Genomic DNA, 26,204 nt, shown 5'->3' on the forward strand with positions numbered 1-26,204 from the left:
TGGTGGCCGGCTGACCGGCACGCTCGGTACCGCCTTCGCCGGCAGCCAGGTCGGCGGCAATGCGGGGCTGCAGTTCAGCTGGTAGGGGAAGCTACCGGGTCCCTTGCTTTCCGGCGTATCGCGCGACCGCGCAGAGGAAGGCAAGCGCTGCCATGTCGCAGGCAGCGCGTGACGGCGACGGACCCTTCGCGAAAAGGACCGCGTCGGCAACCGGGACCGTTAGACCGTGCTTCCGGGCGAATGAGATGACTTCGTAGGGCTGATCGTCGGGCTGCATGCCGATGTCGATGCGCTGATCCATCAAAACGAGTTCCTCCCTGGTATGCGGCTTTACCCTCCTGCGCCTGCGGAGAATTAACGCCCGGCCGCTCGCCCGCGTCCACCAATTGGCGATTGTGTGAAACGATGCATTTCCGGGAGCACGGCCAAGAGTTGCAGCGGCTGGCGGAGAGGGCGCGATGCGGCGGGCTTCTTGCTTCTTCCACAGGGAAGATGGCGCTTCACTCACCAGGCATCGCTCGACCTGGCAAACCTCATCCCCGCCGCGATCATCGCGCTTTCGCATTCGCTGATCAGCCTGAGGTTCTGCAGATACCGCGCCACCGTCTCCGGGAGCCAGGCGGCGCAGGCTTCGATATAGGCGCGGCCGTGCACCAGCGTGCCGGTGGAAAGCCGCTCATCCTTCTCGGCGATCACTTTCAGATATTGCCGAATGAAGCGGATGTCGTCGGCGATGTCCTGGCTCGCCATGCGCCAGGCACCGGCGAGGCGTTCGCGCTCGGCGAGCGGCAGTGGCGAGAGCAAAGGGCGGGAGAGGTCGGCGAAAGCGGCATGGTTCGCGGTGTTCAAGCAAATCCCCTCAAAGCAAGGGAGGTATCGTACTTTATGTACGAAAAGTAATCAAGCGAGATTCGTACGGTTTGAACGATATAGCAGTTATAAGAAATCCGCGAAAATCTTATAACCACCGGCATCTCCCATAGGGAGATGGTGCGCCTGGCCCAACTGACACCGTAAAAAAACCGCTTTCCCAGCACCGCAAACAGTGCTTTAACCCCGCCATCCACAGGGGTGCTCCGTACGGTCGGGGCTGAGATGGCGGCGGCAAGCCTCCGGACCCTAAAGCTGATCTGGATAATACCAGCGGAGCGAGGCGGGCCATGTTTTCCGGCGCACAGATTTCCCTTTATCCCATGACCGACGATTTCGTCGGCGTCATCCTTGGCGCGCTCGGCGCGCTCGATCCTTACCGCGACAGGTTGAGGATCGAGACCGATGACATCTCGACGCTGCTGGTTGGGCCGCCCGAAGTGCTGTTCCCCGCCATGCGCGACCTGTTTGTGGCGGCGGCCAGAAGCGGCAGGCATTGCGTGCTGTCGGCCGCCGTCTCGCGCGGCTGCCCCGGCGAACCGGACGACCCGATCTGCCGCTCCGACGAGATCGGCGGCCCGGCGATCCCGCTCGACGAACGCAAGCGCGCGGCGCTCCGCGCCGTCGAGACGACGCCTTCGACCGACCAGCCGGTGGCGGCGCAATTCTCGCTCTACGTGATGGGCACCGGCGGCCACATGGACGAGATCTATGGCTGCATCGACTTCCTGAAGCAGTCCGGCGTGTTCGAACGCTCTAAGCATTTCTGCACCAAGCTGCGCGGTGACGCCGGCGCGGTGTTCGCCACGCTGAACGAGGCGTTCTGCCGCTTCGGCCCCGGCGCTGGCCATGTGACGCTCGACATAACGATTTCGGCGAACAGCCCGACCGCGGTTTGAGCGCACGCAAAGCGCCGTCGAGGTATGTCATGGCTGTCGAATTAGATTCCACACCGCAAGAGGCGTTTGGCGAAAGCCAAGACGACAGCCAATCTCCCCCGTTGCGGGGGAGATTGGCTGTGGCATCCGCCTTCGCCAAATTAGCTCCCGTCATATTTTCGTCGACCCTCCTCCTCACCGCCTGGGAGCTCTACGCTCGCCTGGGCGGCATCGCTCCCACCGTGCTCCCAGCGCCCTCGCGGGTGCTGGCGCAAGCCTGGGAGAACCGCGCGGCACTGGCCGACAACACACTGCTCACCATCCGCGCCACGCTGGCGGGCTTTGCCTGCTCGCTCGCCGCCGCCTTCATCCTCTCGGCGCTGGTCGACTTCTTGGCTCCGCTGCGCCGCGCGCTGTTCCCGCTGTTGATCGCCAGCCAGACCTTGCCGCTGGTGGCGATCGCGCCGCTGGTGGTGCTGTGGTTCGGCTTCGGGCTGCTGCCGAAGATCCTGCTCGTGGCGCTGGTCACCTTCTTCCCGATGATGGTGGCGCTGGTCGAGGGCTATGCCGCCACGAGTCCGGAAATCAGCCAGATGCTCGCCGCCATGGGAGCAGGGCGCTGGCGCATTTTTTGGCTCGCCCGGTTGCCGTCGGCGCTGCCCTATTTCTTCGCCGGGTTGCGCATCTCAATCACCTATGCCGTGGTGGGCGCCATCTTCGCCGAATATGCGGGCGCCGCGAAGGGGCTGGGCATCTACATGCTCAGCGCCAAGAACAATTTCCGCCCCGACCTGGTGCTCGCCGCCGTAGCGCTCAGCTCGGCACTGACGCTGGCGCTCTTCGGTCTTGCCGTCCTCGTCCAGCGTCTTGCGATGCCTTGGGAAAATGCAGACGGCGAAAGGGCGCGTTACGTCGGCGGCGAGCCTGTCGGGAAGGGCCGGCCATGACAAGGCTCGAGCTCCGCAACGTGCAAAAAAGCTTCGGCGAGCTTAAGGTTCTGGCCGGCGTTTCGCTGCATGTTGCTGCGGGCGAGTTCGTCTCGATCCTCGGGCCATCTGGGGCCGGCAAGTCGACATTGTTCCAGTTGCTCACCGGCGCAATCCGGGGCGAGGGCGAGATGCGCTTCGACGGCGCGCCGCTCGATGGCGCCCGCTTCGCCTTCATGCCGCAGCGTGACGCGCTGATGCCGTGGCGGGGCGTCATCGACAATGCGACGCTGGGGCTCGAAGTGCAGGGCATGAAGCGCCGGGCCGCGCGGCGACGCGTGGCGCCTTTGTTCGCCGAGTTCGGCCTTGTCGGCTTCGAACATGCCTGGCCGGCCGAGCTGTCTGGCGGCATGCGCCAGCGCGCCGCGCTCCTGCGCACCGTCGTGCAGCAACGCGACATGCTGTTGCTTGACGAGCCGTTCGGCGCGCTCGATGCGCTGACCCGCGCCGCCATGCAGCGCTGGCTGGAGACGATGTGGCGAAACCATCGCTGGACGGCGCTGCTGATCACCCATGACGTGCGCGAAGCAGTGCTTCTGTCCGACCGAATCTATGTGCTGTCGGCGCGGCCCGCGCGCGTGGTGCGCGAAGTGGCCGTGCCGCTGCCGCGCCCGCGCACCGAGAGCGCGGCACTTGCCCGCGAGACTGCGGCGATCGAGGCCGGCATCCTCGACACGCTGCTTGGCCAGCCCGATTCGAATTTCCGACCATGCGATGGAGAATTGAAATGACCGACCTGACCCGCCGCCAGGCGCTGTTTCTGGCCGCCGGCCTGCCCTTTGCCGGAGCCATCACGCCAGCCCGTGCCGCCGCCCTGCAAAAAATCACCGTCGCGCTCGACTGGACCGTCAACACCAACCACATCGGCCTGTTTGTCGCCCGCGACAAAGGCTTTTACCGCGATGCGGGCCTGGACGTTGAAATCCTGCCCTATGGCGATACGGGTTCGGGCACGCTGGTTGCCAACCGTGTCGCCGATTTCGGCATTTCCGGTTCGCTCGGCTTGTTCACGCAAAAGAGCGCCGGCGCCGACCTGAAGGCTGTCTATGCCGTTGTCCAGTCGGAGACCGGTCGTGTCGTCTTCAACGCCGATCGCTCCGCGATCAAAAGCCCGAAAAACCTCGACGGCCTGACTTATGGCGGCTTCGGCAGCGCCTGGGAAAACACGCTGCTGCAGACCATCATCCGCCACGACGGCGGCAAAGGCGATTTCTCGACCGTGACGCTGGGAACGTCCGCCTACGAGGCCTTGGCCAACGGCGCGGTCGATTTCACGCTGGAAGTCTCGACATGGGAAGGTGTCGAGGCGGAGCTGAAGGGTCTCAAGCAACGCACCTTCCGCTACGCCGATTACGGCGTGCCGGACGAGCACACCACGCTGATCGTCTCCAGCAATGCTTTTCTCGCGACCAATCCAAAGGCCGCCGCGGCCTTCGTGCAGGCGACGCGGCGTGGCTATGCATTCGCAGTCGATCAGGCAAAGGATGCAGGCGAGTTGCTGGTCGCCGCCAACAAGGACACGCTCACCAACCCCGCGCTGATCCAAGCCTCGCTGAAGGCGCTGAACGACGGCCACTTCCTGAAGGGCGCTAACGGCGCCATCGGCACCATGGACAAAGCCAAGATGGAAGCGATGGGCGGGTATTTGTTCGCCTCGGGAATACTGCTCGACGGCAACGGCAAGGCGCTCGCCATGCGGCCAGACTTTTCCACCTATTTCAGCGATGAATTCCTGGGATAGGGTTGAAGCCCCAGGAAGGCCGTCGGGCCTGACCAGCCGCGCCTGGGCACGCGCTGACGGGTTCGACCAGCCGTGCCGGCGTCATGCAATCGAGGGATGAAGCCTTTGAAGGCCGGCACTAGAGCAATTCCAGGAAAAGTGCGTAGCGGTTTTCCGTCCGGAATTGCGTAAAAACAAAGACTTAGAGCGGTTCGGCGATTCCGTGAAGCGCTGAACCGCTCTAGCTTGCTGTTGTGCATGGCACTCGAAGCCCTTGCACTCTTGAGCCGGTTTTGGAGTAGTTGTCCCCACTCCTTTGTCAGGTGCCAGTCGGCCGGCCCCCTCATCGCCCGCTGCCCACGCCTCGCGCAGCAGGCCTTTTCACGGAAAATGTGGTGGCGGCCCGGCGCCGTCGCTGTTGGGGTATGAACGGGAGGCGCCGAGCCTAACCGGCAACGGGTAAGGGACACCGCGCTGCCGGCTAAGAATGGATTATGCGTAATCGCTAATATGCGAAGCATGCGATCGAACGAAAGATGCAGACTTTCGCGCCTGGGTCGGGCGAATCCAGTGGGAATTTCGGGTAACCGTCGCGCGTCCGTGCCTTAGCTGTCCGCCTTCTTCCTGCGGCTGAACAGCCGTCTCAGCCAGACCAGCGGCAGAAGCAGGATGAAGGCGCCCTTTTTCAACACCACCAGGGCGAGCGCGATGAGCCCTGCGCTGGCGGCGCCGCCATATTTGACGCCGAGCATGGTCGCCAGCACGCCCAGCGCGCCGTAGCCGGCGATCTTGTCGCCGCTGGAAAAATCAAAATAGGCCGCGCCGGCCTGCGGCTTGTAGGCGGCGGCCGACGCCGCGACGATCTTCTGCACGTCGTCGCTTGTCACGTTGCCGTTCACCGGCACGATCTTCATCGGAACATAGCCTTGCCGGTCGAAGATCGACATCGATATGTTGATCGTCCTCTCGCCGCCCCAGTTCAGGATGTTGGCGTAGTAGAGAATGTTCTTGGCCTTGTCGATTTGCGGATAGACAAGCCAGCCGTCGAAGCGGATCTCCTGTCCGGACCGCTCCGATTGCGCTTTCACCGATTCCTTGAAGGTGTCTTCGATCGAACTGATTTCCGCGCCGCGGTCGCTGCTATCCCAGTCCGCCAGGCTCACATAGCCGTCCGACACCGGCTTCTCGACGGTCAGATTGTCGATCTCCGGCGTGAAGCCGAAGATCAGCTGGTCGATCGTACCGCACTGGTCGCGGTCCCAGCCGAATTCCTTCACCACCAGATCGCAGCGGTCTTCCGGCTTCAGATAAAAGGCATCTCCGCCCGCCGGATTGATTGTGCCTCTCGCCGCACTCAAAGGCTGGGTAAAGCTCTGCGGATGATAGTTCGCATCCTCGGCACGCACGATGGCCGCCTGCGCCAGGAAACAGCCGCTCGCCACCACAATGAAAAACAGGTTTTCCCTGACCGACTTGTTCATGACCCCCTCCCCGTAACGGGACCCAACCCCACCCAGCCGTGATCTAAGGGGATTTTGAAGGCAAGTACAAGTCTAAGAGTTCTTTTTTTGTTCTTCTGCAGGGTTGTGACGTTATTGCGACGCGACGCCCTAACCCTCACATATCGATCATCGAGCGCTTCACCCGCCCGATGATGGTGATCGCGCCCTCCAGCTCCGGTGGCGGGATGTCCATATAGGACGCCGGCTGGAACGGCGGATTGTCGTTCGGGCGGTAGCGCTTGTAGGTGGCGCGTCCCGTCTCGTCCGAGATCACGTAGCAGCCATTGGTCACCAACCGCTTGTCGCGCAAATTGACGAAGATGATCGAATCCGGCGGTGAGATCTTGTTCATCGACGGACCGTCGACGCGCAGCGCGATCCATTCGCCTTCCTCGAGGTCGGCGGTGGGGATCGTCGGATAGTCGGAGAGGTTGACCACGCTGTCCTGGCTGCCGAGCTCGCCGGCGCTGATCCAGGACACGATCGGCACGTCGACGGTGACGGGCGAGGAGGCGAGGCTGACCGGTGCTGCTTCCGCACCATCCGCGTTGAACAAGAGCCAGCCGGGGTCGACGCCGAACAGCCGGCCGTATTTCTCCGCCGCTTTCCGGGACAATGGCCGGTTGCCGTTCTCGTGGCTGATCAGCGTGTTCTTGTTGATGTCACGCAAGGCCCGCGCCGCATCGCTGGGCGAGGCATAGCCTGCCTGGGCGCGCGCCTGCTGCAATCTGTGCCGGGAATCCATCATCGTACAAAATGCCTGAAAATAATCGTCCAAAGTGTACGATTTCGCTTGCACGCATTTCGTACATAACGTACGCTTAGCGCATGAATGAGCATCCCGCAAGCATTTCCGCATTGCCCGTGATTCCGACGCTGCCCGCAAGCCTCCCAGGGCTGATAGGCGGCATGAACGCGCGTCCCTCGACGCATCAATTCCCATCGTCCGGACTGTCCTCCTCCCCGGTCCGGGCGCATTCCGGGGCGCTTGCCCCGGATCCGGTTGAACCGCCCGCACCCCGGTTCACCGGAACGGCCGGAGCCGTTCCTTCCCCGGCTCCGGCCCCCAATTCCGGCATAAGCTGTATCCGCACCGAGGACGGCACCGTCATCCTGTTCGACCGGATGACGGGCCGCGCGGTGTCGGGCCTGACGCGGGCCGCCGCCGAGGCCGCCCTTCTTCGACTGACCGGCGCGGCCTGACCCTTCAACGCTGATCTGACCACCAAACGGCCTCGCGGCCGAACCCTGGCGCCTGGCCTGAAGCCGGGCGCTTCGCCCCAAGCGCTTCGCAATCAATGGAACGAGATGATGGCAGCCGCCTACACCGAGAAGGAAATCGACGAGATCGCCGCCTTGCTGAAGGAGGGGCTGTCGGCCTCGCGCATCGCCGGCCGCTTCAGCGCGCTGCGCGGCAGTCCGGTCTCGCGCAACGCCATCATCGGCATCGTCCACCGCAACGCCGGCTTAAGCGCCATCGGCTTCGCCAACCTCAAAGGCGGCCGTGCCGGCGGCAGGCCGAGGAAGCACACCCGGCCGGGTCGCCCCGGCCGACGGGGCAGGATGGCCGCCGGAGGGGTGGCGCTGTCGGAGCCGACTGTGCTTTCGAGATACGCCGAGCTTGTAGAAGGCGCCAGCGCGGAAGCTGCCAATCTCCCCCCAAGCGGGGGAGATGCCCGTCAGGCCAGAGGGGGGCGCTGTCCCGCTGACGTATCCGCCTATGGCACCTCGGTGAGTCAGGACGTCGTCACCGTCCGCACCCCCACGCCAAAAAAGCCCAACGCTCGCAAACCCGCGCGCACCTTGCCTCCGGCCTGGCTTGCCCCAGGCGAGCGCCAGAAATCCGAAGCACATCTCTACAAGCTCCCGGCGCCGCCGCCTCCGGTGAACCCCGGTCGCCAGCCGCATGTCGCGGCCATGCGCCTCCTCGACTGCCTGTTCGGCCGCTGTCGCGCGCCGCTCGATCTGGCGCTGCGCCAGGATGCCGAAGACGATCCCGTCGGCGCCCGCCCGGAACCGGATATGCTCTGCTGCGGCCTGCCGACGTCGGCCACGCGCTCCTACTGCGCGCACCACCATGCAAGGTTCCACGGCCACCGCGGAAGGTGAAGGTGAAGCCGAATTGCCTGGTGCCATTTCCTCCCCCGCAGAGCGGGGCGGCGCGGCGAAGCCGCGACGGAGCGGAAGACCGTCGCCGACAATCAATGACAGGCCAGCCGGACAGCGCCCTCCAACTTTCCAATCGCCATTTTACTGAGCAAGGACCCGCCCATGCCCCGCAAAGCCGCCAAGAAACCCCAGCCGCCAAAGCTTCCCAAGGGCGAGGCGGAGCAGGTGCGCATCCGCCGCGAGCTCGGCCATGACTTTGCGCTGAAAACCGACGCCTTCGGCCGCCAGCGCCTCACCCCGGACACGGCCGAGGCGCGCCGCGTCTACGAGGTGTCGAACGGCGGCTACACCTCCACCGGCGGCATCGTGCGCCTGCGCAATGTCGACCCGCTGGTCGGCATTACTTCGCTCAGCCGCCAGCAGCGCGAGGCAGGCGGGCGCTTCCGCGACGATTTCGAGCGCAGCCAGCGCGAAGGCCTGCAGTCGCAATCCTGGAGCGAGCGCATCGACAGCGGCCGGGTCGGCGGCGGCATCCCCGACCGCGTGCTGTCAGCCGGCCGGGCCTATGCACATGCAGCGTCGGCGCTGGGCCATTGGGAGGTGGCGGAGGTGGTACGAAAAATCTGCCTCGAAGGCCGGTCGGTGAAGGCCATCGCCGAGCGCACCGGCGACGGACGCGACGTGGTGGTAAAGTTGCTGAAGCTCGGGCTGGACCTGCTGGCGGTGCACTACGGGACGATGGGGAGGAAGGCAGGGTGAGCGTCACCACCTGTCAGCATCGTTTGAACCCTTCGCGCCGCCTGCCATTAACCCGGTATGGAAAAACGCGAGGACCAATCCATGCATATCATTCTGGGTGGCACTGGCCATGTCGGCTCGGCCGCGGCGGCGACGTTGCTGCGCCACGGCGAGGCGGTGACGGTGGTGACGCGCGATGCGGGCAAAGCGGCGCATCTCGTCGAACAGGGCGCCGAGGTGGCGGAGGTGGACGTGCGCGATGTAGAGGCGCTGCGCAAAGTGCTTAAGCGCGGCCGCCGCGCCTTCCTGCTCAACCCGCCTGCTGATCCTTCGACCGACACGGATACCCGGGAGCGCGAGACCGTGGCGGCTATCACCGCCGCGCTTGAAGGTTCGGGGCTGGAAAAGGTGGTGGCGGAATCGGCCTACGGCGCGCAGCCGGGCGAGGGCATCGGTGACCTGTCGGTGCTCTATGGCCTGGAGCAGAAGCTCGCGGCGCAAGCGCTTCCCGCCAGTATCATCCGCGCCGCCTATTACATGAGCAATTGGGATGGAGCGCTGGAGACGGCGCGGCGCGACGGCGTTGTCAACTCGTTCTTCCCGGCCGATTTCCAACTGCCCATGGTGGCGCCGCGCGATCTCGGCGAGGCAGCCGCGCGGCTGCTGCTGGAGCCGGTCGGGCAGACCGGTATTCATTATGTGGAAGGTCCCAGGCGCTATTCATGCGCCGACGTCGCGCGTGCTTTCGCGGAAGCGCTGGGCAGGGATGTGCGCCTGGTGTCGACGCCGCGCGAGCGGTGGGTGGAAGCGTATCGGCAGCTTGGTTTTTCCGAGGCAGCGGCCAAGGCTTATGCCCGCATGACCGCCGCCACGCTGGACGAGCCGGAGGAGCCTGAGAGGCCGGAGCGCGGCAAGATCAGCCTGGAAAACTATATCGCGGCCCTTGTGGGCAAGCAGAGCGCGCTTGCGATGTGAAAACAGACGCTTGGGGCGGGTAGGTGATCGAAGTTTGGGCTGGGGCGCGAGTCTGCTCAGCATCGGCGCTGCTCTCCATCCGCCCTTCTGGCACCTTCTCCCCGTAACTAGAGCAATTCCAGGAAAAGTGCGTAGCGGTTTTCCGTCCGGAATTGCGTAAAAACAAAGACTTAGAGCGGTTCGGCGATTCCGTGAAACGCTGAACCGCTCTAGGGCGAAGGATAGGGCGGGGCGCCCGGGGCAGCCATTTCTCCCCGTTCACGTTCGCGGGGAGAGGTGCCCGGCAGGCAATGAGGGGCGGCGCCGACCTGCGAGACTTTGCGGGCGAGCCTCAAGCATCTTTCTTCGGCGGCTTCAAATCACCTTCGGGCGCCTTCTCCCACCCGAACACGCTCCGCCCGCCCAGCAGGTGCGACTGGTCCATCTCGCCGGCGACGATCTCCTTCAAACTCGGCCCCGTCACATACCGCTCCATCCGGCGTGACTCGCCGTCCAGCCTTCTCAGCGCTTCCAGCTCTTCGCCTCGCCCGAGCTTTGCCTTGCTCACCGCCGACTTCAGCACGCCGATCGTCTCGTCATAGACCTTCAGCGGCACGGGGAAGGGGTGGCGGTCCTTGCCGCCATGGGCGAGCGAGAAGCGGGCCGGGTCTGAGAAGCGGTAGGGCGCGCCGTGCACCACTTCCGAGACCATGGCCAGTGCCCGCACCGTGCGTGGGCCGACACCGGGGACCAGAAGCAGTTCGGGGAAATCCTTCGGGCCGCTTTCGATCGCCGAGGCGATGTTGCCGTGCAGCCGGCGCATGACGATGTCGCTCTCGCGCACGTCGTGATGCGCTGGCATGACGAGGTTGGGCAGCAGCGGCTGCGCGGCGGGCTCCGGTTCGGGTTGCGGCTCCAGCATGGCAAGCTCGGTCAGGATCTTTTCCGGACTCATCGTCTTGAGCAGCTCGATCTGGCCGCCGCGGGCCTTCTCGGCGCGCCGGTCGGTGAGATTGACGATCTCGCCTTGCGCCGCGCCCTCGATCGCCGCATGCGGCTGGTCGACGAAGCTTGTGAGCCCATCCGACAGCCAGTGGTAGCGGCGCGCCTGGCGGGCGTCGCCGTTCATGCCTTGCTGCACCACCACCCAGCGCCCGTCATCAGCGACGATGAAGCCGTGCAGATAGAGGTCGTAACCGTCCTGCACGGCGGCGCTGTCCACCTTGGCGACGAGGCGGCTGGCGGTGGCCAGAGCCTCGCCATTCAGCCCGACACGGTCGCCGATGGCCAGCAACTCGCCCGGCGTCTTGCGCGAATGCGCGCCGCGCCCGCCGCAGACATGGATCCCGAGCTCGTCCGAGAGCGGGTTGAGCCCCCGCTTCAGCGCGCCGATGACCGAGGTGGTGATGCCCGACGAATGCCAGTCCATGCCCATGACGGCGCCGAAGGACTGGAACCAGAAGGGATGCGCCAGGCGCCGCAAAAGCTCGTCACGGCCGTAATGGTGGATGATGGCCTCGCATAGCACCGCGCCCAGGCGCGTCATGCGCTCGCCCAGCCACTTCGGGACCCGCCCGCCATGCAGCGGCAGATCGGCGCTGCCGCTTCGCTGCGTCACCCTTTGTTCTCCTCGGAGCTGGCGACTTAGATGGCATTTCAGCAGGGATTTGCAAGGCGTGGCAACTGCCGCTCTCCCCTTGTGGGGCCCCACAAGGGGAGATCAGCCCATCGCCGGCCTCGTCAACGCCTGCCACCTAGTACCTGTAATAGTGCCGGTGGTGATGCCTGTGGTGGTGCCGGTAATGGTGGTAGTAATAATAGTGTCTATGGTGGTACCGGTGATGATAATAATAGTACCTGTGGTATCGGTAGTGCGGGTACACCATGTAGCTGGGATAATAGTCGTCATCGTAATAGTTGCGGTAGCCGCCGTAATACGGGCCGCCATAGAACGGATAGGGCTCGTAGCCGCCCATGCCGAGGCCGAAGAACACGTGGGCGTCTGCCGGCGCGACTGTAGCCACCGCCGACGCGACGGCGATTGCCGAGGCAAGTAGAAGCTTTTTCATGGCAACCTCCTCCTGAAGGTTCACATTAACAACGCTTTACAAGCGGAAAAGCTGCCGAGGGCTGTAGGCCTCGCGCGAAAATCACCGGGATGTGTAGCCGCGCCTGCTTCCGGCGGCGGATACGGCTAGCCGCAGACGCGCACTTCCCGCATGAACCTGTGGCCATGGCTGCGGGTTCTCACCGCTTCGATCCGGCAATGGCGGCGGGCGTGCACGACATTCGGCGGGGCGACATAGCTGCTGCCTTCGTTGCCGTAGTCTGGGCCGTAGCCGGGCCCGTCATCAAGATAGGAGCCGCCCCAGTAGGAGCCATAGACCGGGGCATAGTTGTAGCTGTCGTAAAAATCGCCGAAGGGGCCATAGTCGAAATAACTGCCGCCGAGGAATACGTTGCCAGCATTCGCCGGCGCGACGATGGCGACTGCCGAGGCGAGGGCGATGACCGAGGCAAACAGAAGCTTTTTCATGGCGACCTCCTCCTGAAGGTTCACCCATGATAACGTGCGGGCACGCTGAAAAATTGCGCCGCCATGCGCAATCAGGAACATTTGAAGGCTACGTGAGCGCCCGAAGCGGCTCAGCTTAACGACGGATAACAACGCGGAGCGGATGAAAGCCGCTCCGCGCTATCCAAGGCAGGGTCGTTTAGTAACCGTTATAGCCGTTACCGCACACCCGCACTTCCTCCACCACGCGGTGGTGGTGGCGCCAGTGGCTCACCAGTTCGGTCCGGCAATGATGGCGATGATGATAGCGCACCACATAGCCGCCATTGTCGTAGTCGTCATTGTAGACGTGCCGGTAATAGCGGTGCGGGTAATACCCGCCGTAGTCGTTGTAGTACCCGTCATCATAGCCCGGACCGATGCCGATACCGAGCTGCACGCTGCCGGCGCTGGCCGGCACGATCGCGAACGCCGAGGCGATGGCGATCATCGAAGCAAGCAGAAGCTTTTTCATCGCTGCCTCCTGTGTTGGACGCCCCTTCGACAAAACAAACGGTTTCAAGCCGTTCATGTTCCAGAAAACCCCGAGGTTGCTGCCCTCGGACAGGACCTGGACCAAGTCGCCGGCAGCCTGAACCGGCGCATTGCTTCCTCTCTGTAAAGTCATGGCCCCAGGGTATTTATTAGCGTATCTGCAACCGACCTGCCCTGGGAGCGTTGCACGCCGGCGAAATATCTCTGATCATTGCCAGGCAGCAGGGAGGCTCAATGGTGGCGGCCAATCGTCGGAATGGGGTGGGTGGCGCATCGGAGTCGCGGCTGGCGAGCCTGCTCGCCGCCTCCAGGGGCCACCCGCGCACGGTGCTGCCGACGGTGGCGAGCGTCGTCACCAGCGTCGCCGCGCTTTATTTCGGGCGCGAGGTCTTCCTGCCGATCGCTGTCGCCCTGCTCTTGACCTTCGCCATCGCGCCCGTCGTGTCCTGGCTGAAGCGCGCCGGCGTCCCGCGCATCGCGGCGGTCATCGCCAGCGTCGCCGGCGCGTTCGCCGCGCTGTCGCTGTTCACCTTCGTCGTCGCCACCCAGGTCAGCGACCTCGCGCAGAACATCCCGGTCTACCAGATCAACATCCTGACCAAGGTCCGCGCGTTGAAGGAAAACGGCCTCGGCGGCGGCATCATCTCGCGCCTCAGCGGCGTCATCGAGCGTGTCGGCCAGGAGATCGACCGGCAGGAACCGCAGTTGCCTTCGGCCGCCGAGGCGCCGAAGCGCGATCCGATCCCGGTCGAGGTCGTTTCGCATGAAAAGCCGCTCGAAGTGCTGCAGAACCTGATCGGGCCGCTGATCAGCCCGCTGGCTTCCGCCGGCCTGGTCATCATCGTTGTCATCTTCATGCTGATGGAGCGGGAGGATCTGCGCGACCGCTTCATCCGCCTCGTCGGCTATGGTGACCTCCATCGCACCACGCAGGCCCTGCAGGATGCCGGCAAGCGCGTCGGCCAGTACCTGCTGATGCAATTGGTGGTGAACATCATCTATGCCGTGCCCATCACCATAGGCCTCTGGGTGCTGGGCATCCCCAACGCGCTGCTCTGGGGCCTTTTGGCGCTGGCGCTGCGCTTCGTGCCCTATATCGGCCCGATCGTCGGTGCGCTGCTGCCGCTCTTCCTGGCTTTGGCCGTGGCGCCCGGCTGGTCGCTGCTCTTGTGGACCGCCGCGCTTTTCATCGTCGTCGAACTCGTCACCGGCAACGTCATCGAGCCGTGGCTTTATGGATCGCACACCGGCCTGTCGCCGCTTGCCATCATCGTGGCGGCGATCTTCTGGACCTGGCTATGGGGGCCGATCGGCCTGGTGCTGTCGACGCCGCTCACCGTCTGCTTGGTTGTGCTTGGCCGGCACGTGCCGCAATTCGAATTCCTCGACGTTTTGTTCGGCAATGAGCCGGTGCTGGAGCCGCATGCCCGGATGTATCAGCGGCTGCTTGCCGGCGACCCTGACGAGGCGACCGACCATGCCGAAGAAATACTTGAGGAAAAATACCTGTTCCAGTTCTATGACCAGGTCGCCATCCCGGCGCTCTTGCTTGGTGAGCAGGACCGTGGGCGCGGCGTGATGGATGACGAGCAGCGCAGGCAGGTCGCCGACAGCGCTATGACGCTCGTCGCCAATCTCGACGACAGCGCCCAGCAGGAGGCCGAGGAGGAAGAAACCGAACAGGCCCCCGCCGGCGAGAAGGCAACCGACAGGAAGGCAAGTGAGAAAAAAGCAAGTGAGAAAAAGGCGGGCGAGCCGGCCGAAGAGAGCGCCGACGAGGAAGATCTCGACCTGCCGGACGGCTCCGGCATCACCGTTCTCTGCAGCGGCGGGCGTGGCGAGCTCGACGATGCCGCCGCAGCCATGCTGGCGCAGGTGCTGGAAGTGCAGGGGACCTCGGTGTCGAAGGCGAGCTTCGCGGACCTTGAACCCTCGGCGATCCGCCGCCTCGACCTGGGGGCCACCGACGCCGTCGTCATCGGCTTCCTCAACCGCCAGTCCAGCCAGCACGCGCGCTTCATGGTGCGCAGGTTGAAGCGCATCAAGCCAAAGCTGCGCGTCGGCATCGTGTTCTGGTCGGAAGTCGGCAATGGCGATGGCGAGGCCGCGGCAGAGCTCGCCGGCACCCTCAACGCCGACTTCGTCGCCTTCGGCATGGTCGATGCCGTGACCGGCGCCCTGTCCAAAAGGGCCGCCGTCACGCTGAAACCAGCCCACCGCCGCCGTCAGCCGGCGCGTCGAAAGCAATTGCAGGCCGCGCAGTGAGGGCGGGGCGCCAGCCAGTTGGCATGACAGTGAAGAAAGAAAACTCGCCGAGCCTAACCCTAATGCCCAAGCCCACAGGCCCGGCGAGATTTAACCTGATCCCCCGATCAGGACCGGCGGGAGGACACCGGCAATCTCTTTATAGCAAGACGGATGCCAGTCCCGAAACGGGACAGCGATGCTCAATGCCGCAAGCTCTGCAGGATGTCCGTTAAGTGTTGCTAATGTGCTACAGCCTATTACCTCAGCCGGCTATAGCTTCCTAGCATTGCCTGGCCGCGCCCACATGCGGACCGGCGAAGCCTTGAAAGGGGGCACCTTGAAGAAAACCTATGAGAAGCCTGTTCTGACCAGGCGCGAAAAGCTGAGCGTCATCACTGCAACGCCGCCATCTTCTCTAACCTGATCTGGTCGGAACCTGAAAGCCCGCCATCCGGCGGGCTTTTTGATTCCAGATGGAACGCAGTGGAAACACACGGGATGTTCAGCCGCCCGGCGAACGCCCTAAAGCATGTCTCCCGAAAGTGGTCCCGGTTTCGGGACAAAGACATGCTTAAGATCAAAGACTTAAAGCAGGTTGCGTGAATCCTTTTTCACGCGACCTGCTTTAGTCATCGCAACCCGTCGCCACTTTGCCTGCCATTGTCGCATCGCCGCGTGCAACGCATGCGGTCATCGGCTATGCCGTCGCCAGCCAATTCCGGCGAACCGCAGGAGCATTCGATGACCAGACCCACCATTCTCAAATTCGGCGCCGTCGAGCATGCCGAGGCCGGCGACCTGCCGGGCTGGGTCGTCGTCGAGGGCAGGCCGACCATGCAGACGGCCGTGCAGCACACCACCGAGGACGGCAAGGTAATGTCCGGCACTTGGCGCGCGTCACCCGGCACCTATCACGCCACCTACACCGACTATGAATTCGTCCATATGATCGCCGGCCGCATCATCATCACGCCCGACGGCGGCGAGCCGGTCGAGGTCGGCCCGGGCGATGCCTTCGTCGTCGAGGCCGATTTCAAGGGCACCTGGAAGATCCTCGAGCCGGTGACCAAGCATTTCGTCGTCGTGGTGGGGTGAGGGCTGGCTCGCGACTAGCTGATCTCCCCCACGAGGGGGGAGATTGGCAGCTTCACCGCCCCACCTTGGAAATCACCCTCTTCTCCACCTCCGGCTCCAGCGATTCAGCAAAGGGCGTCGCCATATGGTGCTGGTCGCGGAAGGCGAGCTTGCCGTCGATGAAGACGTGGCAAATGGTGGCGCTGCAGAAGCGGTCGGTGAGGTCGACGTAAGCGGCGTTGGGGATGCTGTCGACGATGTCGCGCTCCACCGCCGCCATCTGGTCGTTGGCGGCATAGGCGCGCGTCTGGTCGCAGCGTGAGGGTGTTTCGTCCCGCCAAAGCGCGCGCGCCACGCAGGTGTCGACATTGGCGTTGTTGAACGGCACGTCGCGGATGAAGGCGACCTTGAGCCCGGCCTTGCTCAGGCTGGTGAGGGTGGAACGCAGGCCGGCCCGCCAGTCGGCGTCCTGGCTGTCCGTGTCGCCGCCGCGGCCGGCCATCTTGCGTCCGCTGGTCAGCGCCAGCTCCGAGATGACCACGAGCGCCGGCCTCGCCTGGATGATCTCGGCGATTGCCTGCTCGCGCCAGCGGTCGCACTCGCTGTAGGGACGCTTGAGTTCGGACGACCAGACGCTGATGCGCGAGGCGCGGCAGGAATTCTTCAGCCAGGTCACCACCCGGTAGCCGTTCTTCCGGCCCGCCTCGATCAGCGGCGTCGACCAATGGTCGGCGTGGGAGTCACCGAAGAGCGCGATGACGCGTTGGCCATCGCCGAACACACAAGGCTTCGGCGTCACCGTCTCGTTGTCCTGCACGCAGCCCGCCCTGGCGCGCGCCGTCGAAGGTTCGGCTGCGCTCGCGGCGATGATGCGCTGCTCGAAGTCCAAGTCGTGCACGGCCAGCCTGGCATTGCCGTAGGCGGCTGCGACGCCGGTGCCGGTCAGGAGGAGGGCCGGCACCAGCGCCCGCGCCGCATTGGCCATCAGCCAGCCGTTGCGGCGGATCGGGTTCTCGATGAGGTGGTAGCTGAGGGCGGACAGCGCCAGCGTCAGCGCAAGGCAAAAAAGCCGCTCGGCCGGCGTCAGCTCCGGCGCCAGCATGCCGGCATAGACAATGACCGGCCAATGCCAGAGATAGAGCGAATAGGAGAGCTTGCCGATCCATTGCAAAGGCGGCAGCGCCAGGGCGGCATTCACCCAATTCCGTTCGGAATTGCGCAAACGGCCGTCCCTGGCGCCGGCCGCTCCCGCCTTGAGCAGAAGGACCGTGCCGGCCACCGGCACAAGCGCCAGAAAGCCGGGGAAGGGAGCGTCCTCGCTGAAGGTGAGATAAGCGGCCCCGATCATTGTCAGGCCGGTCAGGCTCAACGCCCGCCCCAGCAGCGGGCGTTCCTGCAACAGCCGCGCCGGCGCCATCGATGCGAGGCCGCCGGCGGCAAATTCCCATGCGCGCAGCGGCGAAAAATAGAAGGCCCAGGGCTGCGACACGCTCGTCAGCCAGGCGCAGAAGACGAAGGAGATGAGGCCGGCAGTGCCGATCACAACGACGATGCCGCGCTTGCCCGGTCTCACCCAGGCCGCCAGCATCAAGAGCGCCGGCCACGCGAGATAGAATTGCTCCTCGACCGACAGCGACCAGTAGTGGATGAACGGGTTGCTCGTGGCATCGCTGGCGAAATAGTCGAACGACCAGCGGATCAGCCACAAATTGATCATGTAGGCCGACGCGAACATGGCGCCCTTGGAATAGAGCGCCTGTTCCTCCGGCGACAGGATGACCGCGCCGGCCGCAAGCGTCACGCCGATGACGAAAAGTGCCGCCGGCAACAGGCGCCGTGCGCGCCGGGCATAGAAGCGCAGAAGGTCCAGCCGGCCGGTGTCGGAGATCTCGGCGACGAGATGGCGGGTAATCAGATAGCCCGAGATGACGAAGAAGATGTCGACCCCGGCAAAGCCGCCGGGCAGCGCCGTCAGGCCGAAATGGTAGGCGACGACGCCCGCCACGGCCACCGCCCGCAACCCTTCGATGTCGGCCCGGAAATCCTGCGTTGATACTGACACGAATACGAACCTCGCAAACGTCGTTCGTATCCCGCCTGCCTCAAAGCCTCGGCCCTATGGGATGATATCGCAATGCAACAAATCTAACGCGGTGCAACATTTGGGGAGAGTCCTTCCTTCTCGCCGTCCACGGAGAGAAGGTGCCCGAAGGGCGGATGAGGAGCAGCGCCCTGCCCATGTTGGCGAGGCTCCGTTGCTGTCGTGCTTTTGCCAATCGCCAGCCGCCCTCGGCATCGACCGGGAGGGGGTAGGGCCTCGGCCCGCCATCACGCCTTCTTCAGGAACTCGGTCTTCAACACCAGGCCCTTGACCTGCTTGGTGTTGCATTCGATCTCGCCGGGATTGCCGTTGAGCCGGATGTTCTTCACCAGCGTGCCGCGCTTGATCGTTTCGGACGTGCCCTTGACCTTGAGGTCCTTGATGAGGGTCACGGAGTCGCCGTCTTTCAGCGGCGTGCCGTTGCTGTCTTTCACGATAGGGTCCGTCATGGCGGGTCTTTCATTGGTTGGATGGCCTCGGCCCGCCTATCGCGCCGACCACGGTTTGGTCAAGCCGCGCTGGAACCAGGTGAGGCTCACCGCCCAAGCATCACTTCGGCCTCGATCTCGACCGGGAAGTTCAGGGGCAGCGCGGCGACGCCGATCGCCGTGCGGGCATGGCGGCCGATTTCCAGTCCGAAGACTTCGAGGATGAGGTCCGAAAAGCCGTTCATCACCGCCGGCGTTTCGGTGAGGCGCAAAGCCGAATTGACCATGCCGTGCACGCGGCACCAGCCGGTGATCCGGTCAAGGCTGCCGAGCTCGCGTTTCAGGCTGCCGAGCATCGACAGTCCGACCTTGCGGGCCGATGCCCGTGCTTCCTCCAGCGACACGCTCTCGCCGACGGCGCCGAACGGCCCGGCGAGCGATCCGTCCGGCTCCTGCGGCCCGTGGCCGGAGATATAGGCGCGGTCGCCGCGCACATTCACCCAGGGAAAGGGCAGCACCATGCCCGGCGGCAGTTTCAGCGGCGGTGGCAGCACGATGCCGAGCGCGGTAAGCTTTTCGTCGGCACCCGGCATGGCATGTCCTCCCTCGTCGCACGTCGCCGTTACGGCGCTACAGCCGAGCTTTCCGGTTCGCGGGGCATTCGTCAAGAACGACTTGGATATGAAGAAGAATGATCGGGGGCTGGCTGGAAGCATAGCCGGCGGCGCCAAGCCCCCAGCCTTCAGGGTGGCCAGGCGGCTGTTGGTTCGGCCGTCCGGCCGCTGCTTTTTCCCAGCCGATCCCGGATGGTGAACCGGCTATGGGTCCCCTGGAATGGCTACCTTTTGTCTTACGCGGTTCCAGACCAAAACCGCCGAGCACAGCTTCCGAAATTGATTTAGAAATGAAGGTCCAGCGGCTGCGGATAGGCTTGGCCTGGTTCGGCGCTCTTCGACTGCAGGCCCGCCGAAGGCACGATGCCGCCGGTGGCCGCCTGGTCGAGCAGCGGCCGGCTCTTCTCGTGGCCGGTCTTTGCCTCGGTCGGGGGGATTTTCGTTTTGGCTTCGGCAGCTTGCGACAACGCAAGCGCCATGACAAGCGCGGATAGAACGAGTTTCATGACAGCTCCCCTGCATTCATCCCGGAACGAGCGTAGCGCTGCCTGTCCATCCGCAAAGGTCGCGCGCGCGGAACATTGTGGAATTCTCTGGAATTCCAGTAATATTAGCATATGGAAATAAGATAGATGAAATGGAGGCCATTTGCCGGCGTGCTAACCCGGATCGTTGGGGAAGCTCGGTGATTCCTGCCGGACGCCGACATCGTTAGGCGATGAAAAATAGCGGGGCTAGCGGCATGGCGCAGCACATCGCGCAAAAACTTAGGCTGACTTCGGCCTTGCTGGGAACCGTGACCCGCAAGGATCTGGCGGCGGCGTTCCGCGCCGTCAATCCGAACACCGCGTTCGATCTCGGTCGCGCCGACAAATGGCTGCAGGGTCGCGCGCGGCCGCGCCAGATGAGCGTCTATGACGACTGGGCGAGACTGCTCGAACTGGAACAGCCCGGCGCCTGGATCGCCGAGAGCGAACTGCCGGCCTTCAGCGCCGCGATCGCGGCCCGCCACGGCATCGACAGCGCCGAGCTGGAGCGCCGCGCCGGCATGCAATTCGATGCTTCCGGGCACGATGAGCGCGGCCTTGGCTCCGGGCTTGCTGCAACCTATGCATGCTATTCGCGCGCCTGGTCACCCTATTATCGCGGCCAGCTGATCAAGGGTCGCCTGTCGATCGAGGCCGGACCGGGCGTCCACGGGCTGACGGCCACCTATGGCGAGACCTTGCCGACCGGGCATTTGCAGCTGGTCGGCCCGGTGATGCCGGCACAGCGCGGCCTCTATCTGCATCTCAAGGATGTCGGCGGCGACACGCAGTTCTTCCTATGCCTGTTCCCGCAGACACAGCCGGTCAGCGCGCTCGGCGGCTATATGTGCGGCTCCGCCGTCATCGGCCCCGAAGCGCAGCCCTCGCTGACCCGCATCCTGCTGGTGCGGCTGCGCGATGCGGCATCCGGGATCGGGACATGGGGCGGGTACCTGCCGGCCGGCGGTTCGATCGCCGCCGACCTGGCGAGCCTCGGCGTCGCCCTGGAACATCCGGAAGCGGTCGACCGCCAGCTCGACAAATTCCTCGACGCCTACAGCGACGACGGCGCTATCCAGATCCCGCCGGCCGAGTTTCGTGCTGTCCTCGAGTTGTTCGACCGCCATTGGCTGCAGCATGCGGGCTGACCCGGGACGATCTTAAAGCTGTCTCGCGGCGGCGTCGGATGTTGCCGGCCAGCCACAGCCCGCGTCCTTTCGGTTGCAGTCAGCCCGCATTGCACGTCGATCACGCAAATGTTCTTTGACGCGACTCCGATTCGCGCTGCGTGCTGCACGCGCTAAACTTGGGCAAAGGGGTGCCTATGAAGAAGACTTACGAGAAGCCGGTGCTGTCGAAGCGCCAAAAGCTGTCGAGCGTCGTCGCGGCCGCCGTCGCTGGTTCGAATCCCGCGCCGTAACGTCGGCGCACGGACAGGATCGGCTGGCGCGCCTATCGGTTCGCCGGCCAGTTGTTTGAAACCGGTTTCCTGGCGGCCAAATTGGCCTCCTCGCTTGACGCGGCGGACACCGGGCATATGTTGCTGTCCTGTTTTCATCGCCGACCGGGCCCCGATGAAGTAGACAGCCGATGAAGAAGCCATATTGCAAACCAACGCTTGCCAGACGTGACAGGCTTTCGGCGGTGACCGCCGCAGTGCCGTCCTCCGGCTTCACGTTCTGATTTTCTCGGGAACGCGCCATCGCTTCAAGGCAAGCGGTTTTGAAGCTGAAAGCCGGCCCGGCCAGGAGCGGGCGGTACACCGCGCAGGTGCCCGCCCGTCCGGCGCCGCCGCCAAGCTGCTGAAACCCCGTCCGTCCCCAACAGCAACGGTCATGGCGTGACCAGTGGTTTGCGCATTGCCATTGGCGCGGAGGCCTGTCAACGCCGCCGGCGAGCGGCCTGGCAGCGCCTTTTTAGCCGCCTTTTCGTACCCGAAGCACGCTTTGCGGTCATGCCGGAGCCAAGCCAAGAAGCCCTGAAATGGCGGAATTCCGGGCTTTTTCGATGGCCGACAGACCGCGTCGCATATATATGCGTATCCGCTTGAATAAGCTGATTTTTCGCCGGTCGTATTGGCCCTTCGACCCCGACTTTTTTTGGGCGCAATTCGGCAGTGCAGCATCGGCGCCCGGCGACGACGGGTTTCGCCTTGAAAGCAGTATCGGGCGCATCTGTGAGCCGTTTTATGATCCGCTCATGAAAGACGTGATACAATGTCGGCAACGAATGGGGGAAGTTGCGATGGCCAATCGGTTGTTCGAGGTTCTTGCCAGACGGCGGTCATGGCTGGATCGGGTCGCATTGGGGCTGCTTGTCTTCCTGGCGACCTTGGTCGCCGCGCTGATGGGCGGCGCCAGCACCTGAAAGCTACTCCGGGAAAAAACGCGAAGCATTCAAAGCCAAGGATCGCCTATTTCCTCTGTCCGATTGCTTTGAATTCGAAGGTCGTGGGCCTGAGTCTGACCGGCCTCGGCCGCTCGGTGAGGTCGACGACGCGGACCCACCTGTCGGCACCGGCACGCAAGGTCACTTTCTGGCCAAGCGCCTTCTCAGCCGCCTCGAAAGGCGTCTTGGCTTCGGCCGCATGGACCGCGACTACGGTTTCGCCGTCTATTTCCTCGATGCGATAGGCCTTCATGCGCGCCTCCCGGGGCGCCGCTTTACGTTTCTCGCGTGGGCATCTTTATATTAGAAATTACAAATAAAAGGCAAGGTTGCACGCTCCTGCACCTGACCAGGGATTGATAGGTTCACTCCTGCAGGACAGAGGGCGCGCCGTAGCCGCGCAGTCCCGTTCCGTTGCAGGCCTGGCAGGGAAGCCGTTGTCCAGGACAATTGTCGTGCAGCGTGCCTGGCGGACAACATGTGCCGTTGGAGAGGGTTCGTTTCTCGCAGACGAACACCTTGCCTGCGCCTTGGCACAGAGGGCAGGCAAATTTCCTGAAGTCGCTCAATCCGCCTCCTTCCCAAGCGCCCAGCAATGTCCATGGCCGGCACTGGGTTCCGCGCGAGGAACATTGGCGATGTCCATATTATTAGTCTTATCTAATGTACCGACAATATGACTTTCGTCACGACCTCGGCGGCGAGAATTGGGGTGGTTCATTGGCCGGTCTGTGGTCCGCTCGCGACGTCCTGGCCTGTCGGAAGAGGTCAGGCGCTGCGCCCGCCACACACGTCCCGCACCAACCCGCGCAGCCAGCGATGCGCCGGATCGGCATCGAGCCTCGGGTGCCACAAGAGCGAGATCGTCAGCGCGGCGAGCTTCACCGGCAGCGTGAAGGTGAACAGGCCCGCGCGCAGGGTGCCGGTATAGCGCTCCGGCACGGTGGCGATGAGGTCGGAGCCGCGCGCCAGCGCCAGCGCCTCGGCAAAGCCGCCGACCACGGTCGTGACCTTGCGCGTCAGCCCGGCGCGTTCCAAGGCGTCGTCCACCGGGCCGCGGTCGAGGCCTCGGCGCGAGATCAATATGTGCCGGCCGGCGGCGAAGCGGGCGGCGGTGATACGGCCTTCGCTCAAGGGATGGCCGGCCCGCGCGACGCCGACAAAGCGGTCGCGGAACAGCGCCTGCGTGCGTATCTCGGGTCCGGTCGAGCCGCCGACCACGCCGGTCTCCAGATCGACCGCGCCCTCGCGCATCGGGCCGCTGTCCTTGTCGGGCTTGGGCACGAAGCGCAATTGCACGCCCGGCGCCTCCTCAGCCACGCGGGCCAGCAGCGTCGGGCCGAAATTCTCGACGAAACCGTCGCTGTTGCGGAGCGTGAAGCTGCGGTTAAGCCGCGTGAGGTCGAGCCGTTCGGCGGGTCGCAGCATCGCTTCGGCCTCCGTCACCAGCCGGCCGACCTCGGCGCCGAGCTCGACGGCGCGCGGCGTCGGCACCAGGCCGCGCCCGGCGCGCACCAGCAGTGGGTCGTCGGTCGCGGCGCGCAGCCTCGCCAGCGCCCGGCTCATCGCCGAGGGGCTGAGCTTCAGGCGCCGCGCGGCCTTGGCGACGCTGCCTTCGGCAAGCAGCACATCCAGCGTGAGGAGCAGGTTGAGATCGGGTCGCGACATGGCGCGACCCTAGCACGGATCCGTCAAGGAGACATGGCGTTTGGTGCACTATTCAAGTGCAAATGCTGCGTGTTCCGCCATATCAGCCGCGCGCATATCTTCCCGGCAAGTTCAACCGACGGAGAAGAAATCATGGCCGACATCGCCGAAACCCGCGCCGCGGCTGGAAGCCGTTCGACAGCGGGCGCGCTGGCCAGCCTGTCGCTTGCCATGCTCATCGCTTCGCTCAGCACCAGTATCGCCAATGTCGCGCTGCCGACGCTGAGCGTGGCTTTCGCCGCGTCCTTTGCGGCGGTGCAATGGGTGGTGCTGGCCTATCTGCTCGCCATCACCGCGCTGATCGTCAGCGTCGGGCGTCTCGGCGATCTCGTCGGCCGCCGGCCGCTGCTGATTGCTGGCCTTGCGCTGTTCAGCACTGCCTCGCTTGCCGCCGCGCTCGCGCCATCGCTGGCCCTGCTGATCGCCGCCCGCGCCGTGCAGGGCCTGGGCGCGGCGGTGATGATGGCGCTGACGATCGCTTTCGTCGGCGAGACGGTGCCGAAGGAACGCACCGGCAGCGCCATGGGCCTGCTTGGCACCATGTCGGCGATCGGCACGGCGCTCGGACCCTCGCTCGGCGGCGTGCTGATCGCCGCCCTCGGCTGGCGCTCGATCTTCCTGGTCAACGCCGGGCTCGGCGCAGTCGCGCTGCTTGCCGCCTGGCGGTTCCTTCCAGCGGCGATGGCCGCCGGCGAAGCAGCGGGCATCGTCCGCCGAGCGATGGCCGCCGGCGAAGCAGCGGGCATCGTCCGCCGAGCAGCAGGCGTATCTGGAAAGGCGAGGGGGCGCTTCGATATGCTTGGCACGCTGCTGCTTGCCGCCACGCTTGTCGCCTATGCGTTGTCCATGACGACGGGGCGCGGCCATTTCGGTGGCCTGAACATCGCGCTGCTTGGCGCGGCAGTGGCCGGCGCGGCGCTGTTCGTAGTCGCCGAGGCCAAGGTGGCGTCGCCCCTGGTCAAGCTCGCGCTGCTGCGCGACCCGGTGCTGGCGCCGAGCCTCGCCATGAATGTGCTGGTTTCGACGGTGATGATGGCGACGCTGGTCGTCGGCCCGTTCTTCCTGTCCCGCGGGCTGGGCCTCGGCGACGCGGCGACCGGGGCCGTGCTGTCGATCGGGCCGGTCGTCTCGGCTCTATGCGGGGTCATTGCCGGGCGTGTCGTCGACCGCCTTGGCGCGGCCGCGATGATCGCCACAGGACTGGCGCTGATGGTTGCGGGCTGCCTCGCGCTCGCTGCGCTGCCAGGCCTCTTCGGCGTTGCCGGCTACGTGGCGGCCATCATCCTGCTCACGCCGGGCTACCAGCTCTTCCAGGCGGCCAACAACACGGCCGTCATGGCCGATGTCGACAACAACGAGCGCGGCGTGGTGTCGGGCATGCTCAGCCTCTCGCGCAATCTCGGCCTCGTCACCGGCACGGCCGTGATGGGCGCGGTGTTCGCCTTCGCAGTGGGGACGGGGAACATCGCGGCGGCGACGCCTGAGACGGTTGCCGGCGGAATGCGGTTCACCTTCGTTGCGGCTGCGGTGCTGGTGGTGGTCGCAGGGGGGATTGCGTTGGCTGGAAGAAGGAGCGCGTGATCTCTCCCTCGGAGGGATCAAGGGAGAGATTTCAGGCTTCCGCGATCGCGTAATTTCGCCATGGGCCGCAAGGACTATCTTTGCCTGGCGGCGGTGCCCATTCCGCCTTCAGCCGGAGCCTCGGCTACCCCAACGAACCCCACCCACCGTGGCTCCGGCTTCCCTCAAGCTTCCACCGGTCGCAAGACGCTCGGCCTCCATTTCCAGTTCTGTCAATTTCGACTTGATCTCATGCGGTTCCGCATGTTCGAGCCCGACCACGTCATTGCGCGTCTGGCGAAGCGCAATCACGATCTCGTCTAGCTTGGCGTGGATGGCCGCGGTGTCCCGGTAACCCTGGATGAGGACTACCCCGGTGATGACGATCGCCGCCACCGACAAGGCGTAAGTCACGACGTTGGTCAGTCCGAAGGGCACCAGGAGGGTGCAGGCGACCATGGCGGCGAGCATCGCGTAGAAGCCGGGCGGCCGCGACAGGAAATCGGCGGCACGAAAGAGGAGGCGGTTCATCGCCGCCTACCCGAGCAGCAAGCCGGCTATCAGCACGGTAAGCAGCATCGAGGCCGGCACGGCAAGAAGCCAGCGCGCTTCCAGAACACTGTTGTGGTCGTCATCCATGCCCGTTGCTCCAGTTGGCAGCTTGGTGCGGCGAATCCGATCCCGGCAAACGACGACGGAAGGCCTTCGTTCCGCTGATCGGGCGACGGTCCGAGAGCTTGTCGGACTGAAGT

At 64.7% G+C, this 26,204-nt stretch carries 29 protein-coding genes and 1 riboswitch; of the genes, 14 read left to right on the forward strand and 15 right to left on the reverse strand.

Going from position 1 to position 26,204, the window contains the following annotated elements:
* Positions 1–91 precede the first annotated feature (91 nt).
* Positions 92–301 (reverse strand): hypothetical protein, encoded by a 210-nt coding sequence (locus AC0YKC_RS13930; RefSeq protein ID WP_320296045.1) that lies wholly within the window; start codon positions 299–301, stop codon positions 92–94.
* A 203-nt stretch (positions 302–504) separates the two neighbouring features.
* Positions 505–849 carry a hypothetical protein gene (locus tag AC0YKC_RS13935; protein WP_320296044.1) on the reverse strand — a complete coding sequence of 115 codons (345 nt, stop codon included), beginning with the start codon at positions 847–849 and terminating at the stop codon, positions 505–507.
* A 208-nt stretch (positions 850–1,057) separates the two neighbouring features.
* Positions 1,058–1,170: riboswitch (TPP riboswitch) on the forward strand.
* Between AC0YKC_RS13935 and AC0YKC_RS13940 the strand changes: the two genes are divergently transcribed.
* From AC0YKC_RS13940 to AC0YKC_RS13955, 4 genes are all read left to right on the forward strand, one after another.
* Entirely contained in the window at positions 1,161–1,769 is a 609-nt protein-coding gene (locus AC0YKC_RS13940) for a YkoF family thiamine/hydroxymethylpyrimidine-binding protein (protein ID WP_434722138.1), read from the forward strand. It overlaps the preceding riboswitch by 10 nt.
* Positions 1,770–1,888: 119 nt before the next feature.
* Positions 1,889–2,695, forward strand: coding sequence for an ABC transporter permease (locus AC0YKC_RS13945; RefSeq protein ID WP_488511446.1), 807 nt, complete (start codon positions 1,889–1,891; stop codon positions 2,693–2,695).
* On the forward strand, positions 2,692–3,465 hold the full coding sequence (locus AC0YKC_RS13950; protein ID WP_488511448.1) for an ABC transporter ATP-binding protein: 774 nt from the start codon (positions 2,692–2,694) through the stop codon (positions 3,463–3,465). Before AC0YKC_RS13945 ends, AC0YKC_RS13950 begins: the two co-directional genes overlap by 4 nt.
* Positions 3,462–4,475, forward strand: a complete 1,014-nt coding sequence (locus AC0YKC_RS13955) for an ABC transporter substrate-binding protein (RefSeq protein ID WP_320296041.1) — start codon at positions 3,462–3,464, stop codon at positions 4,473–4,475. The genes AC0YKC_RS13950 and AC0YKC_RS13955 overlap by 4 nt, the downstream gene beginning before the upstream one ends.
* Positions 4,476–5,059: 584 nt before the next feature.
* Here AC0YKC_RS13955 and AC0YKC_RS13960 read toward each other — a convergent pair.
* Complete coding sequence (locus AC0YKC_RS13960; protein WP_488511449.1) at positions 5,060–5,935, reverse strand: DUF2167 domain-containing protein; 876 nt, start codon at positions 5,933–5,935, stop codon at positions 5,060–5,062.
* Between the two features lie 136 nt (positions 5,936–6,071).
* Positions 6,072–6,704, reverse strand: a complete 633-nt coding sequence (locus AC0YKC_RS13965) for a LexA family transcriptional regulator (protein ID WP_488511450.1) — start codon at positions 6,702–6,704, stop codon at positions 6,072–6,074.
* A gap of 80 nt (positions 6,705–6,784) precedes the next feature.
* Between AC0YKC_RS13965 and AC0YKC_RS13970 the strand changes: the two genes are divergently transcribed.
* The 4 genes from AC0YKC_RS13970 (at position 6,785) to AC0YKC_RS13985 (ending at position 9,778) form a co-directional block, all read left to right on the forward strand.
* Complete coding sequence (locus tag AC0YKC_RS13970) at positions 6,785–7,159, forward strand: hypothetical protein (RefSeq protein ID WP_488511451.1); 375 nt, start codon at positions 6,785–6,787, stop codon at positions 7,157–7,159.
* 108 nt (positions 7,160–7,267) lie between these two features.
* Positions 7,268–8,065, forward strand: a complete 798-nt coding sequence (locus tag AC0YKC_RS13975; RefSeq protein WP_488511452.1) for a GcrA cell cycle regulator — start codon at positions 7,268–7,270, stop codon at positions 8,063–8,065.
* Positions 8,066–8,227: 162 nt separating this feature from the next.
* A complete protein-coding gene (locus tag AC0YKC_RS13980; RefSeq protein ID WP_488511453.1) occupies positions 8,228–8,824 on the forward strand; it encodes a DUF6456 domain-containing protein in 597 nt (198 codons plus the stop codon).
* Between the two features lie 81 nt (positions 8,825–8,905).
* Positions 8,906–9,778, forward strand: coding sequence for an NmrA family NAD(P)-binding protein (locus AC0YKC_RS13985; protein ID WP_320296035.1), 873 nt, complete (start codon positions 8,906–8,908; stop codon positions 9,776–9,778).
* Positions 9,779–10,109: 331 nt separating this feature from the next.
* On the opposite strand, the gene AC0YKC_RS13990 is transcribed toward AC0YKC_RS13985, so the two are convergent.
* From AC0YKC_RS13990 to AC0YKC_RS14005, 4 genes are all read right to left on the reverse strand, one after another.
* Entirely contained in the window at positions 10,110–11,375 is a 1,266-nt protein-coding gene (locus tag AC0YKC_RS13990; RefSeq protein ID WP_488511454.1) for a DUF763 domain-containing protein, read from the reverse strand.
* Positions 11,376–11,511: 136 nt separating this feature from the next.
* On the reverse strand, positions 11,512–11,826 hold the full coding sequence (locus AC0YKC_RS13995; protein ID WP_320296033.1) for a hypothetical protein: 315 nt from the start codon (positions 11,824–11,826) through the stop codon (positions 11,512–11,514).
* 125 nt (positions 11,827–11,951) lie between these two features.
* Complete coding sequence (locus AC0YKC_RS14000; protein ID WP_488511455.1) at positions 11,952–12,293, reverse strand: hypothetical protein; 342 nt, start codon at positions 12,291–12,293, stop codon at positions 11,952–11,954.
* Between the two features lie 178 nt (positions 12,294–12,471).
* Complete coding sequence (locus AC0YKC_RS14005; protein ID WP_488511456.1) at positions 12,472–12,786, reverse strand: hypothetical protein; 315 nt, start codon at positions 12,784–12,786, stop codon at positions 12,472–12,474.
* Between the two features lie 254 nt (positions 12,787–13,040).
* Between AC0YKC_RS14005 and AC0YKC_RS14010 the strand changes: the two genes are divergently transcribed.
* Together AC0YKC_RS14010 and AC0YKC_RS14015 are read left to right on the forward strand one after the other, a co-directional pair.
* Complete coding sequence (locus AC0YKC_RS14010) at positions 13,041–15,071, forward strand: AI-2E family transporter (RefSeq protein WP_430699258.1); 2,031 nt, start codon at positions 13,041–13,043, stop codon at positions 15,069–15,071.
* A 723-nt stretch (positions 15,072–15,794) separates the two neighbouring features.
* Complete coding sequence (locus tag AC0YKC_RS14015) at positions 15,795–16,148, forward strand: cupin domain-containing protein (protein ID WP_320296030.1); 354 nt, start codon at positions 15,795–15,797, stop codon at positions 16,146–16,148.
* 52 nt (positions 16,149–16,200) lie between these two features.
* Here the strand turns inward: AC0YKC_RS14015 and AC0YKC_RS14020 are convergent, their stop codons facing one another.
* From AC0YKC_RS14020 to AC0YKC_RS14035, 4 genes are all read right to left on the reverse strand, one after another.
* Entirely contained in the window at positions 16,201–18,189 is a 1,989-nt protein-coding gene (locus tag AC0YKC_RS14020) for an acyltransferase family protein (protein ID WP_488511457.1), read from the reverse strand.
* A 266-nt stretch (positions 18,190–18,455) separates the two neighbouring features.
* Complete coding sequence (locus AC0YKC_RS14025) at positions 18,456–18,677, reverse strand: alkylphosphonate utilization protein (protein WP_040980560.1); 222 nt, start codon at positions 18,675–18,677, stop codon at positions 18,456–18,458.
* 86 nt (positions 18,678–18,763) lie between these two features.
* Complete coding sequence (locus AC0YKC_RS14030; RefSeq protein WP_488511458.1) at positions 18,764–19,249, reverse strand: RidA family protein; 486 nt, start codon at positions 19,247–19,249, stop codon at positions 18,764–18,766.
* 305 nt (positions 19,250–19,554) lie between these two features.
* Positions 19,555–19,776 carry a hypothetical protein gene (locus AC0YKC_RS14035; RefSeq protein ID WP_488511459.1) on the reverse strand — a complete coding sequence of 74 codons (222 nt, stop codon included), beginning with the start codon at positions 19,774–19,776 and terminating at the stop codon, positions 19,555–19,557.
* Positions 19,777–20,012: 236 nt separating this feature from the next.
* On the opposite strand from AC0YKC_RS14035, the gene AC0YKC_RS14040 reads away from it, so the two are divergent.
* The 3 genes from AC0YKC_RS14040 to AC0YKC_RS14050 all read left to right on the forward strand — a co-directional run bounded on the left by AC0YKC_RS14040 (position 20,013) and on the right by AC0YKC_RS14050 (position 22,164).
* Positions 20,013–20,945: a hypothetical protein gene (locus AC0YKC_RS14040; protein ID WP_320296026.1), complete on the forward strand. Its 933-nt coding sequence runs from the start codon at positions 20,013–20,015 to the stop codon at positions 20,943–20,945.
* Positions 20,946–21,121: 176 nt separating this feature from the next.
* Positions 21,122–21,217, forward strand: coding sequence for a putative RiPP precursor (locus tag AC0YKC_RS14045; protein WP_320296025.1), 96 nt, complete (start codon positions 21,122–21,124; stop codon positions 21,215–21,217).
* 563 nt (positions 21,218–21,780) lie between these two features.
* Positions 21,781–22,164 carry a hypothetical protein gene (locus AC0YKC_RS14050; RefSeq protein ID WP_488511460.1) on the forward strand — a complete coding sequence of 128 codons (384 nt, stop codon included), beginning with the start codon at positions 21,781–21,783 and terminating at the stop codon, positions 22,162–22,164.
* A gap of 46 nt (positions 22,165–22,210) precedes the next feature.
* Here the strand turns inward: AC0YKC_RS14050 and AC0YKC_RS14055 are convergent, their stop codons facing one another.
* On the reverse strand, positions 22,211–22,438 hold the full coding sequence (locus AC0YKC_RS14055) for a hypothetical protein (RefSeq protein ID WP_488511461.1): 228 nt from the start codon (positions 22,436–22,438) through the stop codon (positions 22,211–22,213).
* A 515-nt stretch (positions 22,439–22,953) separates the two neighbouring features.
* Positions 22,954–23,853, reverse strand: a complete 900-nt coding sequence (locus tag AC0YKC_RS14060; RefSeq protein ID WP_434722156.1) for a LysR family transcriptional regulator — start codon at positions 23,851–23,853, stop codon at positions 22,954–22,956.
* A 132-nt stretch (positions 23,854–23,985) separates the two neighbouring features.
* On the opposite strand from AC0YKC_RS14060, the gene AC0YKC_RS14065 reads away from it, so the two are divergent.
* A complete protein-coding gene (locus tag AC0YKC_RS14065) occupies positions 23,986–25,473 on the forward strand; it encodes an MFS transporter (RefSeq protein ID WP_488511462.1) in 1,488 nt (495 codons plus the stop codon).
* Positions 25,474–25,581: 108 nt separating this feature from the next.
* On the opposite strand, the gene AC0YKC_RS14070 is transcribed toward AC0YKC_RS14065, so the two are convergent.
* Complete coding sequence (locus tag AC0YKC_RS14070; RefSeq protein WP_488511463.1) at positions 25,582–25,983, reverse strand: low affinity iron permease family protein; 402 nt, start codon at positions 25,981–25,983, stop codon at positions 25,582–25,584.
* Between the last annotated feature and the right edge of the window lie 221 nt (positions 25,984–26,204).

This window comes from Mesorhizobium sp. CNPSo 4661 (genome assembly GCF_057784215.1).